The organism is Rathayibacter sp. VKM Ac-2803, from assembly GCF_009807175.1.
In the GTDB taxonomy this organism is placed as follows: domain Bacteria; phylum Actinomycetota; class Actinomycetes; order Actinomycetales; family Microbacteriaceae; genus Rathayibacter.
In genome coordinates, this window is sequence record NZ_WUCD01000001.1 from 3,123,137 (window position 1) to 3,138,924 (window position 15,788).

Below are 15,788 nucleotides of genomic sequence, written 5' to 3' on the forward strand. Positions count from 1 at the left end.
GCCACCTCCGGCTCGCACGAACATCTCCGGCTCGCAGAAACGCGTCCGGCGCGCAGGAATCGGGAGATTCCGCGAGCCGAACGCGTTCTGACGAGCCGGAGGTGCCCCGGCCGGCGCTCAGGCCAGCTCGTTCGACTCCAGCATCTCGGTGACGAGGGCCGCGATCGCCGACCGCTCCGATCGCGTGAGAGTGACGTGCGCGAAGAGCGGGTGCCCCTTCAGCGTCTCGATCACGGAGGCGACGCCGTCGTGCCGCCCGACCCGCAGGTTGTCGCGCTGCGCGACGTCGTGGGTGAGCACCACGCGCGAGTTCTGGCCGACGCGCGAGAGCACCGTGAGCAGGACGTTCCGCTCGAGCGACTGCGCCTCGTCGACGATCACGAACGCGTCGTGCAGGGACCGACCGCGGATGTGGGTCAGCGGCAGGACCTCGAGCATCCCGCGCTCGATCACCTCGTCGAGCACGTTCTGCGAGACGAGGGCGCCGAGGGTGTCGAAGACAGCCTGGGCCCACGGGTTCATCTTCTCGGCGGCGTCACCCGGGAGGAAGCCGAGATCCTGACCGCCGACCGCGTAGAGCGGGCGGAACACCATGATCTTCTTGTGCTGCCGCTTCTCGAGCACCGCCTCGAGTCCGGCGCACAGGGCGAGGGCCGACTTGCCGGTGCCGGCCCGGCCGCCGAGCGAGACGATGCCCACCTCCTGGTCGAGGAGCAGGTCGATGGCGAGCCGCTGCTCCGCCGAGCGCCCGTGCAGCCCGAAGACGTCGCGGTCACCCCGGACGAGCGTGATCTGGCGCTTGCCGGTGACCCTCGCGAGCGCGGAGCCGCGGTCGGAGTGCACGACGAGCCCGGTGTTCACGGGGATCTCGGCGACCACGTCGGTGAAGAGGCGCTCGCGGTCGTAGAACTCGCTCATCGCGTCGCCGGCCAGCGTGATGTCGTCCATCCCCGTCCAGCCCGACTCGGGGGCCAGCTCGGCCAGATACTCCTCGGCGGCGATGCCGATGGAGGCGGCCTTCACTCGCATCGGCATGTCCTTGGACACGACCGTCACGAGAGCGCCCTCGGTCTGCAGGTTCATCGCGACGGCCAGGATCCGGGCGTCGTTGTCGCCGAGCTGCAGACCGCTCGGCAGCACCGACATGTTCGAGTGGTTTAGCTCGACGCGGAGGGTGCCGCCGTTGCCGACGGCGATCGGGAAGTCGAGCCGCTCGTGCTGGATGCGCAGCTCGTCGAGATTGCGCAGCGCCTGCCGGGCGAAGTAGCCGATCTCGGGATCGTTGCGCTTGCCCTCGAGCTCGCTGATCACCACGACCGGCAGCACGACGGCGTGCTCCGCGAAGCGGAACATCGAGGAGGGATCCGACAGCAGCACCGACGTGTCGAGGACGTAGGTGCGTTGGAGCTGTCCGGTCGGATTCGCAGAGTCCCGCTGCGCTCGGCGGTGGACGCCGCCCTGCGCTGCGGTCTGCGGATCCATGCCCTGGGGAACTGTCACGTCGACTCTCCACACTCGGGGGCGCGGGCCCCCGACTCATGCTGCGAGCCGGCCCCATGGGTGCAACTGGTGCACCGCGCAGTTCCCTTCGGTGGTCTGCGCGATATCGAGCCGTACTTGTGTGGCCGTCTCGACCAGGCGCTGTACCTGATGACTCGAACCTAACCCCGCGAATGACAGGCGTGTGCTTTCTTGCGCTACGAACGTGTAACCAGTATGTGAACGGCCGTCGGCGGAACAGCCGTCAGTACTCGACGACGGTCGCCGCCGAGACGAGCGCGGAGCGGAGCACGGCCAGGGTCTCGTCGGTGGTGCTCGCGTGAGCGCTGAATCGCACGGTGCCGGGGCGGAGCCGCGCCGTGACTCCGTGGGCCGCGAGCGCCGCGGAGAGCGGGCCGAGCTCCTCCGGCGCCGGCTCGAGCACGACGATCCCCGCACGGCTCCGCTCGTCGCGAGAGCCGACGACGGCGAGGCCGAACTCGTCGGCGAGGTCGATGATCGCGCTCACCCGGTCGGCCACGCGAGCGGCGACGGCGGGCACGCCCACCGCCGCGATGTCCTCGAGCGCGGCCGCCAGGCGGGCCTGCGCGATCGGGTCGGGGTTCGTGATGCTGAAGGCTCCTGCGCCCGCCCGAGGAGCTCCCACCTCGTCCCACGGCTCCGGAGCGTCGGCGCCCGTCCATCCCGACAGCAGCGGAGCGAGGCGGGACAGGGCGCGATCGCCGAGGGCGAGGAAACCCGTCCCCCAGCCGGCCCGCACCCACTTCTGACCGCCCGAGACGACGACGTCGGCGAGCTCGTAGGGAGCGCCCACGACTCCGAAGCCCTGGATCGCATCGACGACGAGGAGGCGGTCGCCGATGACGTCGCGGATCCCCTCGAGATCGGCGACGTAGCCGGTGCGCGAGTCGACCAGGCTGAGGGCGACGGCGGCGATCTCGGGCGTGAGCTGCTCGCGGACGCCGGCGGGCGTCACGTGCCCCGCCGCGCCCTCGAGCCACACCGGCGACCTCTCTCCGCGCAGCGCTGCCGTGCGCACCGCGGCGAACGGGAGGCTCGGGAACTCCCCCGGCGACAGCAGGACCGCTCCCGGCACTCCGAGCAGGGCGTGCATCAGGCCGGTCGAGGTGTTCGGCTGGAAGACGATCCGATCGGCCGGGAAGCGCACGAGAGCGGCGACGGCCTCGCGCACCCGCGCGTCCTGCCGGAACAGCTCGTCGAGTGTCTCGGCGGCGGCTCGCGCGAGCAGCGCGGAGGCGGCGGCCTGCTCGGCCACAGCGGTCGACGAGATCGGCCCCACCCGCGCGAAGTCGAGGTACCCCGTCTCCTCGTCGAACGTCTCGAGGTAGGCGGCGAGTGCGGCGTCGTGCGCGGTCATGCCGGCCCTTCCGGTCGGGTGTCGGTCAGCTGCCGAAGCGGCGGTGGCGGCCGGCGTAGTCGCGCAGCGCCCGGAGGAAGTCGACCTCGCGGATGTCGGGGCCGAGCGCCTCCATGAAGTAGAACTCGCTGTGCGCGCTCTGCCAGAGCATGAAGTCCGAGAGGCGCTGCTCGCCGGAGGTGCGGATCACCAGATCCGGGTCGGGCTGCCCGCTGGTGTAGAGGTGCTCGCCGATCAGCTCGGGAGTGAGCAGGCCGGCGACGTCCTCGATCGAGGAGCCGAGCTTGCCGTGCTCGTCGAGGATGCTCCTGACCGCCTGGGCGATCTCGTGCCGCCCGCCGTAGCCGACGGCCAGGTTCACGTGCAGGCCGGTGTGGTCGGCGGTCCGCTCCTCCGCGCTGTCGAGCGCCGTCACGAGCGACTCCGGCAGTCCGTCGTCCGAGCCCACGTGCTGCACGCGCCAGTCGGGCTGCTGCGACACCTCCTCGGCGAGGTCGGCGATGATCGCGATCAGCTCGGTGAGCTCGGAGGTCTCGCGACCGACGAGGTTGTCCTGCGAGAGCAGGTAGAGCGTGACGTGGCGGATGCCGAGCTCGTCGCACCACTGCAGGAACTCGTGCACCTTCGCGGCGCCCGCCCGGTGCCCGTGCGCGGCCGTCTCGAGCGCGCGCTGACGCGCCCAGCGGCGGTTGCCGTCGATGATCATGGCGACGTGGTTCGGCAGCGTCCCGGGAGCGAAGCTCGACCGCAGGCGCTTCTTGTAGACGCCGTAGAGGAGGTCCCTCCCCACAGGCAGTCTCGACTTCGGCACAGGGACACGGTAGTCGATGGTCCACGGCAGTCGGCACGCGGGGCTCGCCTGTGCGGGGCCGGGAGCCGCCCGGGAGCGCGTCGTATCCTGTCGCGTATGACCTCGACGCCCGCCTCCCCCGACCCGGCCGAGGCGTCGTCAGCACGCGCCGCCGATCTCGCGGTCGCGCAGGACGACGCGAACGGACCCGACCTGCCGAACCTGCCGCTCGTCGAGGACGAGATCGAGCACGGCAGCGCCGCCGAGGCGAAGCCGACCTGGCGCGGCTGGATCCACGCGGGCCTCTTCCCGCTCGCGATCGTGGCGGGAGTGGTGCTGATCGGCGTGGCCGACGGCGCGACGGCCAAGTGGGCGGCGGCTGTCTTCACGACGACGTCGCTGCTGCTGTTCGGCAACTCCGCGCTCTACCACCGATTCGACTGGGCGCCGCGGACGAAGGTGATCCTGAAGCGGATCGACCACGCCAACATCTTCCTGCTCATCGCCGGCACCTACACGCCGCTCGCGGCGCTCGCGCTGCCCCCGTCGCAGGGCTGGCTGCTGCTGGCGCTCGTCTGGGCGGGGGCGCTCGTGGGCATCGGCTTCCGCGTCTTCTGGATCTCGGCGCCGCGCTGGCTCTACGTGCCGCTCTACCTGCTGCTCGGCTGGGCCGCCGTGATGTACCTCGGCCCGCTCTTCGAGGCGAGCGCGGCGATGATGGTCCTCGTCCTGGTGGGCGGGCTCTGCTACACCGTCGGCGCGGTCGTGTACGGCTTCAAGCGGCCGAACCCGATCCCCGGGGTCTTCGGGTTCCACGAGATCTTCCACGCGCTCACCGCGGTGGCGTTCCTCTGCCACTGGACCGCGGCGCTGCTCGTGTGCCTCGACCCCGCCTACAACGCCGGCTGAGCGCGACGCCGGCTGAGCGCTACGCCGGCCGATCGTCAGCGCTCGGAGGCGTCGCGCTCCTGCTCCTCGGCGTCGAGCCGCTCCGCCACCTGGGCGCGGTAGGTGGTGCGGCGCACGCGGCGCACCATGTCGAGGGCGAGCAGGACGACGGCTCCGGCGATCACGAACATCGTGAGGAAGCCGAAGAGGCCCGGGGTGACCGTGTCCTCGTTGAACTCGGGGCCGGGGGTCGGCATCGGAGTGGCCTCCGCAGCCCGGAGGAGTGCGGAGGCGACGGTGTCGAACCCGGAGGAGAGGGCGGCGGCGATCATGCGGTCACCTCGGCGTCGGCGCGGAGGTCGACTCCGGCGAAGAGATCGGTCTCTGGGGTCGGCGCCTCGACGCGGCTCTCGATGAGCTGGAAGTCGTCGGTCGGCCAGGCGGCGTCGATCGCCTCGTGCGGGAGGAAGAAGAAGGCGTTGTCGGGAGCGACCTGGCTCGCGTGGGCGCGGAGGGCGGCGTCGCGACGGTCGTGGTAGCCGGAGATCACGATCTGCGTGGTCGCGAGGTAGGGCGTCTCGTCGCCCCAGCGCTTCATCTCTTCGAACGTCGCGAGCCGCGGGTCCTCCGGGTCGAGGGAGCGCAGGTGCTCGGCGATCGCGTGCAGCTTCTGGCTGCTGAACACGCGGTCGTAGTAGAGCTTCGAGACGGACCACGGCGCGCCGAGGTCCGGGTACTCCTCCGCCAGCCCGGCGGCGCGGAACGCCTCGACGGCGACCTGGTGCGCGCGGATGTGGTCGGGGTGCGGGTAGCCGCCGTTCTCGTCGTAGCTGATGATCACGTGCGGGCGGAAGCGGCGGACGAGGCGCACGAGCGGCGCAGCGGCGATCCGCAGCGGCAGGCCGGCGAACGAGGAGGCGCTGACGGCGCCGTCCTCCGGCATCCCCGAGTCGACGAAGCCGAGCCAGGTGTGCTCGACGCCGAGCGCCTCCTGAGCGGCGGCCATCTCGGAGCGGCGGAGGCCGCCGATGTCGCGCTCGGCGTGGGCGCGGGCGGCGAGGGCCTCGTTGAGGATCGACCCCTCCTCGCCTCCCGTGCACGAGACGACCATGACCTCGGCGCCGCGATCGGCGTAGGCGGCCAGCGTCGCCGCGCCCTTGCTCGACTCGTCGTCGGGATGGGCGTGCACGGCGAGGAGGCGCGGAGCCTCCCGCACCTCCGAATCGACGGAGACCTCGACGGCCTGGGACACGATCGCTCGATTCCTCGGGGTTTAATGGGGGCGGCGCGGCGGCTCGACCGGAGCCCGCGCCATCCGTCCAGAGTAGACGCAACACCCGGGGAGTTCCGTGGCCGCCCGCACGTCCGAGACCGCCGAGCCGAGCGACGCCGTGTCGCTCGACCCGGACGAGGTCCGCGCGGCGGGTCCGCTCGCCTCCCGCTACGGCCGGAACGGCCGCACGAGGCGCGGCAATCGCTGGCTCTTCGGCGGCGTCGCCCTGGCCTTCGTCGCCGTCTTCGCCGCCTGGGTGACCTGGGCGGGGCTCGACGGGGCACGCGGCGGCGTCGACGCGCAGGACACGGCCCACACCGTCGTCGACGACCGGACCGTCGAGGTGTCGTTCGATCTGACCGCGCCCACGGGCACCGCGGTCGCCTGCGCGGTGCAGGCGCTGAACGAGCAGTCGGCCGTGGTCGGCTGGCTCGTCGTCGAGTACCCCGCCTCGACGGAGCGGTTCCGCTCGTTCACCGAGACCGTGCGGACCACCGAGCTGGCCACGACAGGTTTGATCTCGTCCTGCTGGCTCCCGTAGGGTTGCCGGGTGCCCTGACGGACTCGTCGGGGCCTTGTCTTTTCCACCGCCGCCGGACCTCGGCCGACACGGCCGCCGGGCGCCTATGCGCTCTAACGGCCACGTCCGGCCCCGCGACAGCGGCCGTCACGTGAGGAGCCCACCGTGGCAGACCAGCCCGAGGTCACCTGGATGACCCAGGAGTCGTTCGACCGCCTCCAGGCGGAGCTCGCCGAGCTGTCCACCGCCGGACGCGAGGAGATCGCGAAGCGGATCGAGATCGCCCGCGAGGAGGGCGACCTGAAGGAGAACGGCGGCTACCACGCCGCCAAGGAGGAGCAGGGCAAGATGGAGGCGCGGATCCGCCAGCTCACCGCGCTGATCCGCTACGCCGAGATCGGCACGCCGCCCGAGAGCCACGGAGTCGTGGAGGCGGGCACCATCATCACCGCCGAGATCGCGGGCGACGAGTCGCGGTTCCTCCTCGGCAACCGCGAGATGGCCGGCGAGAGCGACCTCGACGTCTACAGCCCCCAGAGCCCGCTCGGCGCGGCGATCATGGACCTGAAGGTCGGCGACTCGACGAGCTTCACCGCCCCCACCGGCCGCGAGATCACGGTGAAGGTCGTCAACGTCGAGACCTGGAACGGCCACTGACCCGCTGATCCCGTCCTGGTGGTCCGTCCGCGGCGTTGTCGTCGGGCGCGATACCGCCGGTACCGCCTCCTCCTCCGCCTTGCGGACGGACCACCAGGCCGCGATCAGGGTCCGAACGAGCACCTCCCGCGGCGTTGTCATCGGGCGCGATACCGCCGGTATCGCCTCCTCCTCCGCCTTGCGGACGGACCACCAGGCCGCGATCAGCGATCGAACGAGGCGCGAGAAGCGAAGTCGAGTCGCCGGCCTGCTGGTCGAGTAGCCCCGCAGGGGCGTATCGAGACCGACCAGCGTCAGCAGATCGGCCTTCTGATCCGGACTTCTGACGCTGGTGGATCTCGATACGCCCGCTGCGCGGGCTACTCGATCAGCGAGGCAGCAGGCAGCAGCATCCCTCCTACGGGATGGCGGCCGCGGCCGGCGGATCAGGCGTTGGAGAGGCGCGGGTGGTAACCGGCGTCGGTCAGCACCTGGAGGACGCGGTCGGCGTGCTCGGGGCCGCGGGTCTCGACGCTGATCTCGAGCTCGACCTCGCTGATCTGCAGGCCGCGGCCGTGGCGGGTGTGCAGCACCTCGACGACGTTCGCGTTCGCCTCCGAGATCAGCTCGGCGATGCGCGCGAGCTGTCCCGGCCGGTCGGGCAGGCCGATGCTCATCTTGAGGTAGCGCTCGGAGGCGGCGAGGCCGCGGCTGATCACACGCTCCATCATCAGCGGGTCGATGTTGCCGCCCGAGAGGATCACGGCCGTCCGCCCCGCGTTGCGGACCTTGCCGGTGAGGATCGCGGCGATGCCGACGGCGCCCGCCGGCTCCACGACGAGCTTCGCGCGCTCGAGCAGCACGAGCAGCGCCCGGGCGATGTCGTCGTCCTCGACCGTCACCACCTCGTCGACGAGCTCGCGGATGATCTCGAAGTTCAGCAGTCCGGGCTTGGCCACGGCGATGCCGTCGGCGATCGTCGGAGTGATCGTGATGGCGGTGGGCTCGCCGCTCGCGAGCGACAGCGGGTACGGCGCGGCGTTGGCGGCCTGGACCCCGATGACGCGCAGGGTGCGCCCCTCCTGGGCGGCCTTCTGCTTCGCCGCCGAGGCGACTCCGGCGATGAGGCCGCCTCCGCCGATGGGGACGATGATCGTCTCGACGCCCTCGGCCTGCTCGAGGATCTCGAGGCCGAGGGTGCCCTGGCCGGTGATCACGTCGGGGTGGTCGTACGGCGGCACGAAGACGGCTCCGGTGCGCTCGGCGAACTCGGCCGCGGCCGCGAGTGCCTCGTTGAAGATGTGGCCGCTCAGCACGACCTCGGCGCCGTAGTCGCGGGTCGCCGAGAGCTTGGGCAGCGCGACTCCGATCGGCATGAAGATCGTCGCCTCGATGCCGAGCTCGCGCGCGGCGAAGGCGACGCCCTGCGCGTGGTTGCCGGCGGAGGCGGCGACGACTCCGCGGGCACGTTCCTCCGGGGACAGGCGCGAGAGGCGGAAGACCGCCCCGCGGATCTTGTAGGACCCCGTCCGCTGGAGGTTCTCGCACTTGAGGAACACGGGCGAGCCCAGCACCTCGGCGAGGAAGTTGCTCGTCTCCATCGGGGTGGAGGCGATCACGGGGGCGATGACGGTTCGGGCCGCCTCGAACTCGTGGAGGGTGGGACCGACGACGCGGCTAGTCTGCATGCTCTGCGGCTGCTCTCTGAGGGGTTTGCTGCGAGCGCCAGGCACCGCTCGCGACGTACTTGACCATGACGTTGAGGGTCGCGACGAAGGGCACCGCGAAGAAGGCGCCCGCGATGCCGGCGACGATCGATCCTCCGGCGACGGCGAGCACCACGGCCAGCGGGTGCACCTTGACCGCCGAGCCCATGATGAGCGGTTGGAGGATGTGGCCCTCGAGCTGCTGCACGCCGAGGACGACGAGCAGCAGGATGAGCGCGACGACCGGCCCGTTGTAGACCAGGGCGATGAAGACGGCGAGGGCGCCCGTCACGACGGCGCCGATGACCGGCACGAACGAGCCGAGGAACACCAGGACGCCGATCGGGATCGCCAGCGGGACTCCGAGGAGGAACGAGCCGAGGCCGATGCCGACGGCGTCGACGAACGCGACCAGGATCTGGACCTTCACGAAGTTCGTGAGGGTGATCCACCCCGCGCGGCCGGCACCGTCGACCGCGGGACGGGCCCGACGAGGGAAGAGCCGGACGACCCAGCTCCAGATGTTGGGCCCGTCGATCAGGATGAAGAGCGTCGAGAAGAGGGTCAGCAGCACGCCCGCGAGGAGGTGGCCGACGGTCGCGCCGACGCTGACGACTCCGCTGACGAGCATCCCCGAGTCCTGCTGCAGCGCGTCGAGCGCCTGCTGCGCGTACTGGTTGATGTCGCCCTCGGTCAGGTGCAGCGGGCCGTCGAGCAGCCACGCCTTGAAGTCGTCGTACGACTGCACGGTCTGCCGGCTGAGGTCGTCGAAGCCCGAGTAGACCTGGGTGACGACGAGGAAGAGCAGGCCGCCGACGACGACCAGGAGGCCGATCTCGGACACCGCGATCGCCGCCCATTTGGGCCAGTGGTGCCGCTGCAGGAACGAGGAGAAGGGCACGAGCAGTGCCGCGATCACGACCGCGAGGAGCAGGGGGATGACGATGATGCGCAGCTCGATCACGAGCAGCGCGAGGACGGCGAGCGCGGCGACCACGACGAGCAGGCGCCAGGCCCAGGCTCCCGCGATGCGCATGCCGTCGGTCACGAACCCGGCATCGGCATCGGCCGGGCTGCTCCGGACGACGCGCGGAGCGCTGTCGACGGCGCGCGAGCCGGAGGTGCGGCGGGACCTGCCGATTCTCATCTGCTCAGACTAATCCCCGGTGCATTCCGCGTGAGGAATCGGCGCCGGTCACGATACGGCGCGGACGGCGACGGGGCGCAGCGCCAGCACGAGCCCGACCCGCTCCCCCGGCTCGAGCCGCTGGCCGGCCGAGTGCTGGACGACGAGCTCCTCCCCCTGCTCGGTGCGCACCGTCGAGCGGCGGACCGGGCCGAGGAAGCTGGAGGAGACGACCACCGCCGGCAGCGCTCCGGGTGTCGCCTCGGGCACGATGTCGATGTCCTCCGGACGGAGGAAGGCCGACACCGCTCCGTCGGCGACGCTCGGGTCGACCAGCGGCACGCGGGAGCCCAGGACGGCCACGGCTCCGCCCGACACCGAGCCCGCGACGGAGTTGGAGAGCCCGACGAAGTGCGCGACGAACGACGTCGACGGGCGCGCGTAGAGGTCCTCCGGGGCGCCGAGCTGCTCGATGCGGCCGGCGTTCATCACGGCGACGCGATCGGCGACCGCGAGGGCCTCCTCCTGATCGTGCGTGACGAAGAAGGTGGTGATGCCGATCTCGGTCTGGATGCGGCGGATCTCGTCGCGCAGCTGCACCCGCACCTTGGCGTCGAGCGCCGACAGCGGCTCGTCGAGCAGGAGCACCCGCGGCCGCGTCACGAGCGCGCGGGCGAGCGCGACGCGCTGCTGCTGACCGCCCGAGAGCTGATGCGCGTAGCGGTCGCCGAGCGCGCCGAGCCCGACCAGGTCGAGCGACTCCTGGGCGAGGACGCGGCGCTCGCGCGCGGCGACTCCGCGGGTGCGCAGGCCGAACTCGACGTTCTCGCGGGCCCGGAGGTGCGGGAAGAGCGAGTACGACTGGAAGACCATGCCCATGTCGCGGCGGGCGACCGGCACGTCGGCGACATCGTCCTCGTCGACCAGGATGCGGCCGGAGTCGATCCGCTCGAGCCCGCTCAGCGCCCGCAGCGCCGTGGTCTTGCCGCAGCCGGACGGGCCGAGGAGGGCGATGAACTCGCCCGGCGCCACGTCGAACGAGACCCCGTCGAGGGCGCGGGCGGTGCCGTAGTGCCGGGCGACGTCGACGAAGCGCACGCGCGCTCCCGGGGCGGAGGTGGTCACGAGGTGCCTTTCGACGGGGCGCGGTCGGCGAGCGGCAGGCCGATCCGCGCGAGGCGGCCGATCCCGAGCAGGAGCGCGAACGCGAAGAGGAGGGAGAGGAGCGAGAAGATCACGGCGACGTAGGCGTCCGACTTCGACACCTGCACGAGCCCGGTCTGGAGCGTCGTGCGGCTGAGCAGGGACGCGATCGTGTACTCGCCGAGCACCACCGCGACGGTGATGAGCGCGGCGGCGACCAGCCCGCGCCGCAGGTTCGGGAGCAGCACCCGGGTGAGCACGCCGAACCAGCCGGCGCCGAGGGAGCGGGCCGCCTCCGAGAGGGTGACCGCGTCGAGCCCGGCGAGATCCGCGGCGATCGCGCGGTACGCGTAGGGCAGCACGAGCACGCCGTAAGCCAGCGCGAGCGTCCACGGCGCCGAGCCGACGAGTCGGGTCACCACGGAGTAGACCGGGGCCAGCCCGACGACGAGCACGATCGCGGGGACGGTGAGCGGCAGCAGGCAGACCAGCTCGAGCACCCGGCGCAGGCGCGGCAGGCGGATCTCGACCAGCAGCATCGTCGGCACCAGCAGGACCAGCACGATCAGCGCGGTGACGACGGCGAGGATCAGCGAGTTGCCGATGCCCTGGAAGAGGGCGCGGTAGCCGCGCTCGTTCTCGGGGTCGAGGATCGCCGTCCAGTGCGAGAGGTCGTAGCCGCCGGCGCCGCGGAGGGTGAACTCGGCCATCGCGACCAGCGGCACCGCGAAGACGAGCCCGGTGACGACCAGGACCGCGCGGGACAGGAGCCGCCGGTTCATCGCTGCCACCGCCGCGCGCGGCGCTGGAGCAGCGCGTAGCCGGACATCAGCACGATCATCACGACGAGCATCCCGAGCGCGAGCGCCCCGGCGAGGTTCTCGCGGCCGAGGACGGTCTCGCTGACCAGCGCCGCGCGGATCTGCAGCGGCACGATCTGCGCTCCCTGGCTGATCAGAGCGGCGGCCGTCGCGAACGACGAGAACGCGTTGGCGAAGAGCAGCAGGACCGAGCCGAGGAAGGAGGGGGCGAGCACGGGCACCGCGACGCGCCACCAGTAGCTCAGCGCGCCTCCGCCGAGCACCGCGTTGGCCTCGGCCCACTCGGGCCGCAGCCCCTCGAGCGCGGGCAGGAAGGTGAGCACCATCAGCGGCACCTGGAAGTAGAGGTAGGGCAGCACGAGTCCGGGCATCTGGTAGAGCCAGACGCCGTCGGCGTAGAGGTCGACGCCGACGCCCGCGAGGAGGCTGGTGACCAGACCCTGCACGCCGATGGTCGCGATGAACGCGAAGGCGAGCATGACGCCTCCGAACTGCGCGAGCACGCTGGCCGCCGCGTCGACGACCGTGCGGAGGGGGCCCCGGGGGTCGGCGCCGAGGAGCGCCAGGCAGATGATCGCGCCGAGGATCGCGCCGACGACCGCCGTGAGGGCCGAGAGGCCGAGGGAGGCGCCGAACGCCGACAGCACGACCGGGTCGCCGAGCGCGGCGACGTTGGCGAGAGTCGGTCGGCCGTCGCCGTCCACGAAGCCGGTGCCGACCGCGAGCACGGTGGGCACCGCGAGGAACAGCAGGACGTAGACCGCGAACGGCGCGACTCCGAGAGTCTCGGGGAGGCCGCGCCGCCTCCGGGGCGCCGAGGCCCCGGAGACGGCGCGGACGGAGGCGGACGTCACTGGATCGCCGCGGCCCACTTCTCGGCCAGCAGCGCCGAGGCGGCCTCGGTCTGCTCGGACGTGAACTGGACGAGGTCGGCCGGAGCCGCACCGACGGCGTCGAGCGCGTCCTGGTCGACCGTGCCGGCGTCGACCATCGCCGCCAGGCGCACCGGGTACGCACCGGCCGCGAGGTAGAGGTTCTGCGCAGCGTCGGAGTAGAGGTACTCCTGCCAGAGGCGCGCGGCGGCCGGGTGCGGCGCGTCGGCGTTCACGGCCTGGTTGTAGTAGCTGCCGACGGCGGTGCCGGGGAGGACGGTGGTGGTCCACTCGCGGGTGCCCTCGTTCGTCTTCGCGGCGGCGAGGTTGTTGTAGCTCCAGTCGAAGACGACGGGGGTCTCGCCGGAGGCGATGGTCGCGTCGGTCGGGTCGAGCGGGAGGAAGTTGCCGGCGTCGTTGAGCTTCTCGAAGAAGTCGATGCCCGGCTGGATGTCGTCGGCCGAGCCGCCGGACTGGACGGCGGCGAGCTGGACCGCAGCCGCCGCGGCTCCCGCCTGGGTCGGGTCGCCGTTGATCGCGACGGAACCGCGGAAGTCGGCTCCGAGCAGGTCGTCGAGCGACGCGGGCTCGGGGACGGCCTCGGCGTCGTAGCCGATCGACATCAGGCCGGTGTAGTCGTTCACCCAGAGGCCGGTCTCCTCCTTGTTCTCGTCCGGGATGTCGTCCCAGGTCTCGACCTGGTACGGCGCGAACATGTCGGTGTTGGCGAGCGCGACGGCGGCACCGAGGTCGAAGACGTCGGGCGCGGTGTCCTGCCCGGCGAGGTTCTTCGCGGTGCTGATCTCCTCGGCCGACGAGACGTCGGGGTCGGCGGAGTTGACGGTGATCCCGTACTCGTCCTCGAAGCCCGAGATGAGCTCGCCGTAGTTGGCCCAGTTGTCGGGCAGGGCGATGACGTTCAGCTCGCCCTCGGCCTTCGCGGCCTCGACCAGAGCGTCGAGACCGCCGACGTCGGCGGCCGAGGTGGCGGTCGAGGCGTCGATGGACGACGCGTCGGAGGAGGCCCCGGCGTCGCCGGAGCAGGCGGTCAGGGTGAGGGCGAGTGCGGCGGTCGCGGCAGCGAGCGCGCCTGCGCGCGGGAAGCGCTGGATCTTCAAGAGTCCTCCAGGAGTCGGGTGGGCGGACCCGGCGGGTCGCCTCCGGAAACCTAGGAGCGCCTCGCGACGAGACGGGGATGCCCAGGTGAACCGGATGGGAACATCCGGCGGCGGGGCGGGATCCTCCGGAACGGCCGATGTCGGAGGCGTTCGCTAGCGTGGGGCACCATGACCGAGCAGCTCACTCCCGCGCTCGCGCGCCGCATCGCCCTGGCCGCGCAGGGCTTCGGCGCCGCGCGGCCGCCCCGGGTCGGCACACGGCAGATCCTCGGGGTGATCGACCGGATCCGGCCGCTGCAGCTCGACTCGGTCAACGTCTTCGAGCGGAGCCACTACCTCCCCGTCCTCGCCCGCCTCGGCGCCTACGATCGCGCGCAGCTCGACGCCGTCGCGTTCTCGCCGAAGGGCCACTACCTCGAGTACTGGGCGCACGAGGCCGCGCTGATCCGCCGGGCCGACGTCCCGCTCTACCGCTGGCGGATGGAGCACTACCGCCGCGTCGGGCTCCCCGAGCACGAGGGCTGGGCGGCCGAGAACCGCGCGACCCTCGACTGGCTGCGGGCGGCGCTCGCCGACGGGCCGCTGCGCGCCTCCGAGATCGAGCACGAGGCCAACGTCCGCACCGGCCCGTGGTGGGGCTGGTCCGACATGAAGCGCGGGCTCGAGGTGCTGTTCCGCTGGGGCGAGGTGGTGAGCGCAGGGCGCACGCGCTTCGAGCGCTCCTACGCGCTCGCCGAGCAGGCCCTCCCCCGCGAGGTCCTCGACGCCGAGGTCTCGACCGACGACGCGATCCGCGAGCTGGTGCGGCGCGCCGCCGTCGCGCACGGCATCGGCACCCTCGGCGATCTGGCCGACTACCACCGGCTCCTCAAGGCGCCGACCCTCGCGGCCGTGCGGGATCTCGTCGATGCGGGTGAGCTGGTGCCGGTCGAGGTCCGCGGCTGGGAGCGCTCGGGCCGGCCCGTGCCGCTCTGGCTGCACACCGCGGCCCGGCGCCCGCGCGCCCTCCGCGCCGACGCGCTCCTCTCCCCCTTCGATCCCGTGGTCTGGCACCGCCCGAGGGCCGAGCTCTTCTTCGGCTTCCACTACCGGATCGAGATCTACACGCCGGCCGCCCAGCGGGTGCACGGCTACTACGTGCTGCCGGTGCTGCTCGACGACGTGATCGCGGCGCGGATCGACCTCAAGAGCGACCGTCAGCAGAAGATGCTCCGCGTCCAGGCCGCCTGGCTCGAGCCCGGCGCTCCCGCCGACACCGCCGAGAGGCTCGCCGCTCTGCTCGTCGAGGCGGCTCGGTGGCAGGGACTCGACGCGGTCGACGTCGTCGGCCGCGGCACGCTCGCCCCGGCACTCTCGGCCGCACTGTCGCTCCACCACGCGGAGGTGGTCGAATGAGCGCGGCGACGCCGCAGCGTCAGGGGACGATCGCGCTCGCCCTCTCCGAGAAGTGCGTCGCCCTCCTCCTCGAGCGCGGAACCGTCAAGGGCGTCAGCTCGATCGATCTCGCCCATGCGGCCGGGATCTCGCTGCGCACCTTCCACCGCTACCTCGGCGGCAAGGAGGACTGCGTCCGTCCCGTCCTCTACGCGGCGATCGCGGCCATGGGACGCGCTCTGACAGCGCGTCCCGCCTCCGAGCCGCTGAACACCGCACTCGGCGCGGCCTTCGCCGCCGCGGCATCGGGCCGGCAGCTCGAGCGCACCCTCCGGCTCATCCCGCTGCTCACCGAGACCCCCGCGATGCGGGCGGTCTGGGCGCAGTCGCTGCACGACGGCGAGGCCGCCCTCACCCCGAGCATCGCCGAGCGGATGGGCCTCGGCCCCGCCTCGTTCCCGCGCGCCGCCGTGCTCGCCACCGTCGTGCTCGCCCTGGTCCGACGGGCGCTCGTCGACGCGGTCGCCACGGGCACCGATCCCGCGCCGGTGTTCGCGGAGTACCTCACGACGCTCGACGGCGGTCCGCTCGCGGCACCCACTCCGGTGCCGGGGCCGGACGAGGAGTACGACATCTAGAGGTC

16 protein-coding genes are annotated in these 15,788 nt (G+C 72.1%); 5 read left to right on the plus strand and 11 right to left on the minus strand.

The window, feature by feature from the left end; translation table 11 throughout:
* Positions 1-117 precede the first annotated feature (117 nt).
* The 3 genes from GRS96_RS14590 to GRS96_RS14600 all read right to left on the minus strand — a co-directional run bounded on the left by GRS96_RS14590 (position 118) and on the right by GRS96_RS14600 (position 3,689).
* A complete protein-coding gene (locus GRS96_RS14590) occupies positions 118-1,482 on the minus strand; it encodes a PhoH family protein (protein ID WP_159856946.1) in 1,365 nt (454 codons plus the stop codon).
* 262 nt (positions 1,483-1,744) lie between these two features.
* Positions 1,745-2,878, minus strand: coding sequence for an aminotransferase class V-fold PLP-dependent enzyme (locus GRS96_RS14595; protein ID WP_159988829.1), 1,134 nt, complete (start codon positions 2,876-2,878; stop codon positions 1,745-1,747).
* 25 nt (positions 2,879-2,903) lie between these two features.
* Entirely contained in the window at positions 2,904-3,689 is a 786-nt protein-coding gene (locus tag GRS96_RS14600; protein WP_159856505.1) for an isoprenyl transferase, read from the minus strand.
* 96 nt (positions 3,690-3,785) lie between these two features.
* Between GRS96_RS14600 and trhA the strand changes: the two genes are divergently transcribed.
* The gene (trhA, locus tag GRS96_RS14605) at positions 3,786-4,577 is read left to right on the plus strand and encodes a PAQR family membrane homeostasis protein TrhA (protein ID WP_159988830.1); all 792 of its coding nucleotides are present in this window, start codon (positions 3,786-3,788) and stop codon (positions 4,575-4,577) included.
* Between the two features lie 35 nt (positions 4,578-4,612).
* Here the strand turns inward: trhA and GRS96_RS14610 are convergent, their stop codons facing one another.
* Positions 4,613-4,888: a hypothetical protein gene (locus GRS96_RS14610; protein WP_159856509.1), complete on the minus strand. Its 276-nt coding sequence runs from the start codon at positions 4,886-4,888 to the stop codon at positions 4,613-4,615.
* The gene (gene mca, locus GRS96_RS14615) at positions 4,885-5,808 is read right to left on the minus strand and encodes a mycothiol conjugate amidase Mca (protein WP_235021976.1); all 924 of its coding nucleotides are present in this window, start codon (positions 5,806-5,808) and stop codon (positions 4,885-4,887) included. Before mca ends, GRS96_RS14610 begins: the two co-directional genes overlap by 4 nt.
* Positions 5,809-5,905: 97 nt before the next feature.
* On the opposite strand from mca, the gene GRS96_RS14620 reads away from it, so the two are divergent.
* Both GRS96_RS14620 and greA read left to right on the plus strand, forming a co-directional pair.
* Positions 5,906-6,370, plus strand: coding sequence for a DUF4307 domain-containing protein (locus tag GRS96_RS14620; protein WP_235021977.1), 465 nt, complete (start codon positions 5,906-5,908; stop codon positions 6,368-6,370).
* A 144-nt stretch (positions 6,371-6,514) separates the two neighbouring features.
* On the plus strand, positions 6,515-7,006 hold the full coding sequence (gene greA / locus GRS96_RS14625; RefSeq protein WP_159856510.1) for a transcription elongation factor GreA: 492 nt from the start codon (positions 6,515-6,517) through the stop codon (positions 7,004-7,006).
* A 425-nt stretch (positions 7,007-7,431) separates the two neighbouring features.
* Here the strand turns inward: greA and ilvA are convergent, their stop codons facing one another.
* From ilvA to GRS96_RS14655, 6 genes are read right to left on the minus strand one after another with little or no spacing between them, the layout of a single operon-like run.
* Complete coding sequence (gene ilvA, locus GRS96_RS14630) at positions 7,432-8,673, minus strand: threonine ammonia-lyase (protein ID WP_159856512.1); 1,242 nt, start codon at positions 8,671-8,673, stop codon at positions 7,432-7,434.
* Positions 8,663-9,838, minus strand: coding sequence for an AI-2E family transporter (locus GRS96_RS14635; RefSeq protein WP_159856514.1), 1,176 nt, complete (start codon positions 9,836-9,838; stop codon positions 8,663-8,665). Before GRS96_RS14635 ends, ilvA begins: the two co-directional genes overlap by 11 nt.
* A 48-nt stretch (positions 9,839-9,886) precedes the next feature.
* Positions 9,887-10,942, minus strand: coding sequence for an ABC transporter ATP-binding protein (locus GRS96_RS14640; RefSeq protein WP_159988831.1), 1,056 nt, complete (start codon positions 10,940-10,942; stop codon positions 9,887-9,889).
* Positions 10,939-11,742 (minus strand): ABC transporter permease, encoded by an 804-nt coding sequence (locus GRS96_RS14645; protein WP_159856518.1) that lies wholly within the window; start codon positions 11,740-11,742, stop codon positions 10,939-10,941. The genes GRS96_RS14640 and GRS96_RS14645 overlap by 4 nt, the downstream gene beginning before the upstream one ends.
* Positions 11,739-12,635 (minus strand): ABC transporter permease, encoded by an 897-nt coding sequence (locus GRS96_RS14650; RefSeq protein WP_159988832.1) that lies wholly within the window; start codon positions 12,633-12,635, stop codon positions 11,739-11,741. Before GRS96_RS14650 ends, GRS96_RS14645 begins: the two co-directional genes overlap by 4 nt.
* Complete coding sequence (locus tag GRS96_RS14655; RefSeq protein ID WP_159856952.1) at positions 12,632-13,765, minus strand: ABC transporter substrate-binding protein; 1,134 nt, start codon at positions 13,763-13,765, stop codon at positions 12,632-12,634. The genes GRS96_RS14650 and GRS96_RS14655 overlap by 4 nt, the downstream gene beginning before the upstream one ends.
* Before the next feature lie 174 nt (positions 13,766-13,939).
* Here GRS96_RS14655 and GRS96_RS14660 point away from each other — a divergent pair, with 174 nt between their 5' ends.
* Together GRS96_RS14660 and GRS96_RS14665 are read left to right on the plus strand one after the other, a co-directional pair.
* On the plus strand, positions 13,940-15,166 hold the full coding sequence (locus GRS96_RS14660) for a winged helix-turn-helix domain-containing protein (protein ID WP_159988833.1): 1,227 nt from the start codon (positions 13,940-13,942) through the stop codon (positions 15,164-15,166).
* Complete coding sequence (locus GRS96_RS14665) at positions 15,163-15,783, plus strand: TetR/AcrR family transcriptional regulator (protein ID WP_159988834.1); 621 nt, start codon at positions 15,163-15,165, stop codon at positions 15,781-15,783. The genes GRS96_RS14660 and GRS96_RS14665 overlap by 4 nt, the downstream gene beginning before the upstream one ends.
* Positions 15,784-15,788: the final 5 nt, after the last annotated feature.